The 2,026-nt window shown below is 55.3% G+C and carries 2 protein-coding genes and 1 pseudogene; 2 read left to right on the top strand and 1 reads right to left on the bottom strand.

What is annotated here, in order from left to right:
- Together ACOYNV_RS27975 and ACOYNV_RS27970 are read left to right on the top strand one after the other, a co-directional pair.
- The coding region (locus tag ACOYNV_RS27975; RefSeq protein WP_422903097.1) for an AAA family ATPase at positions 1-506 on the top strand (506 nt) is incomplete at its 5' end.
- A gap of 2 nt (positions 507-508) precedes the next feature.
- Positions 509-727: a hypothetical protein gene (locus ACOYNV_RS27970; RefSeq protein ID WP_422903096.1), complete on the top strand. Its 219-nt coding sequence runs from the start codon at positions 509-511 to the stop codon at positions 725-727.
- Positions 728-862: 135 nt separating this feature from the next.
- Here ACOYNV_RS27970 and ACOYNV_RS27965 read toward each other — a convergent pair.
- Positions 863-2,014 (bottom strand): annotated as a pseudogene (locus ACOYNV_RS27965) (IS481 family transposase); the annotation flags it as partial.
- Positions 2,015-2,026 lie beyond the last annotated feature (12 nt).

The following is a 2,026-nucleotide window of genomic DNA, read 5'->3' as shown; positions in this document are numbered from 1 at the left end:
CTTTGCGCGAGCGTTGGCTCAGCCATATGGAGTCCACCCGCTGTCGGGCGGTGCTCTTGGTCGATGAGGCGCAGGAGATGACACCTCAGGTGTTGTCTGAGTTGCGGCTGCTGGCGAGTTCGCAGTTCGATTCTCAGCCCTTGTTGTGTATCGTGATGGCAGGAGATGGGCGCCTGCTTGAGAAGCTGCGCCGTGAAGAGCTTATTCCACTGGGTAGCCGTATTCGGACCCGCCTGGCTACCGAGTTTGCCAGTCGCGAGGAGTTGGCTCTGTGCTTGGAGCATTTGATAGCCGGCGCAGGTAATGCCAGCTTGATGACGCTGCCACTGCGCCAGACGCTTTGTGATCACGCCGCTGGCAACTATCGGATTCTCACGACCATGGCTGCTGAGCTTCTGGCCGCTGCTGCGCAGCGGGATTTGCCTGTGCTTGATGAGAAACTGTATCTTGATGTCTTTGCACCAGCGCCAAAGCCGACGCAGCGACGTGCGGCAGCAGGAAAATGACCATGAAGAAAAAACACAAGCGCCCATCTGGTTTGTGCCTGTGCGAGTACACCCCGGCGTTGTCTGATGAGGCTGCCGTCGAAATTTTTGAGTTCCTGCAGGTGATCAGCACCAGTCTTCTGGCACGCTACGGTAGTCGCATTGAACGCCACTACGCCCAAAAAGCCAAACCCAATGTCAACGAGCTTGTGCCGTGGCGTTTCTCTGACGAGACTTTCTGATTAACACCCACAGCTCAATTCCTAAACGGCACCTGTAGTCATACCGGTGCCGTTTGCCTTTGAGTCCTGCCCTTCGCCGTAACAACCATCACGGAACTTGACCAGCAGACCATCAAATTCGGTGATCACACTCACCATGCTGGGTTCAACCTCGTATTGGGTGCCATCAATACTGATGCGGGCATCAATCCCCACTTTGCGCCGCTCCGGTGCACGGGCGAAGCGGCAAAACTGCGCCCAGGTACACATTTCTCGCAAACCCTCTACAGGCAGCTTGACCAGCCAGTCGTCCAGGCGCGAGTGGGTTTCATGGCGGTGGCGCTGACCGTTGTAGCGAATCAGGTAGCGCAACAACCACTCGTTGGCCTGCAGTTCGGTTTCTGGCTTGTGGAAGTGGTACAGCGTTTCATGGGCTTCTTTGACCGTCCGGAATGGCCGCTCTACCTTGCCTTTGGAGCGGGCGGTGGTGCGAGTGCCATCCTTGCCAGCGGGAATATGGGTTTTCCACTCAATCTCCAGCGCTTGCATGACGTTCTGGAAAACGTGGCTTTTGGCTACTGGCCCGTTGTCCAGGTAGATCATTTTGGGCCGACCTTGAAAGGGGCATGCTGGATCAGCCTTGGGAGCCATGGCATTGAACAAGAAACGCAGCGCTGATTCGGTGTCTTCACCATACACACAGCGGTATTCTTGGTAATTAACGCCACTGCGATCATCAACGACACTGAACAACATGAGTGTCGGAACACCCTTGGCTGGATCAATCCAGGTCGGCTTTTCGATGTGCTTAAGGTCCGACGGCGACATGTCGAACTGCCAGCAGTCGTTGCTGTGCTCAGCCTGGAACCGCACGGCGGCAGGTTCGCGCGTCAGGTGTTGTTGGTCAAGCTGCCACAGCGACAGGTAGCGGTTGATCGTTTGGCGGCTCAATAAACCTTTGGGCGCTTTGGTCAATCCTTGAGTGGTCTCCACTCCAAAATCTTCCAAAAGTTCAATTGCACGTCCTGTTGATAAGTGCCGCCCGTTTTTGTTGGTGGTTCGTAGCTTGAGTGCTGCAACCAACTCACAGAATTGCTCCAACTGCTGCGTGGGCAGTACGCGAGGCTTGCCATGATCGGCTCTGTGTGCGGCGCATGGCTTATTGAAGTCATTGAGCAAACGATAAACAGTTGTGACAGACACCCCGTAAAGAGTGGCAATCGCAGCAACTTGGATTGCACGCTGGGGGCTTTTTGGGGGCAGACGATCCAACCGCTGACGCAATTGCAGTAATGAATCAACCGGAATTACCTTAGGGCG

Origin of the sequence: Propionivibrio sp. (assembly GCF_049316945.1) — a bacterium.
Classification (GTDB): Bacteria; Pseudomonadota; Gammaproteobacteria; order Burkholderiales; family Rhodocyclaceae; genus Propionivibrio.
The sequence above is the reverse complement of the archived record's forward strand: the minus strand, read 5'-3'. Positions and strand labels throughout refer to the sequence as shown.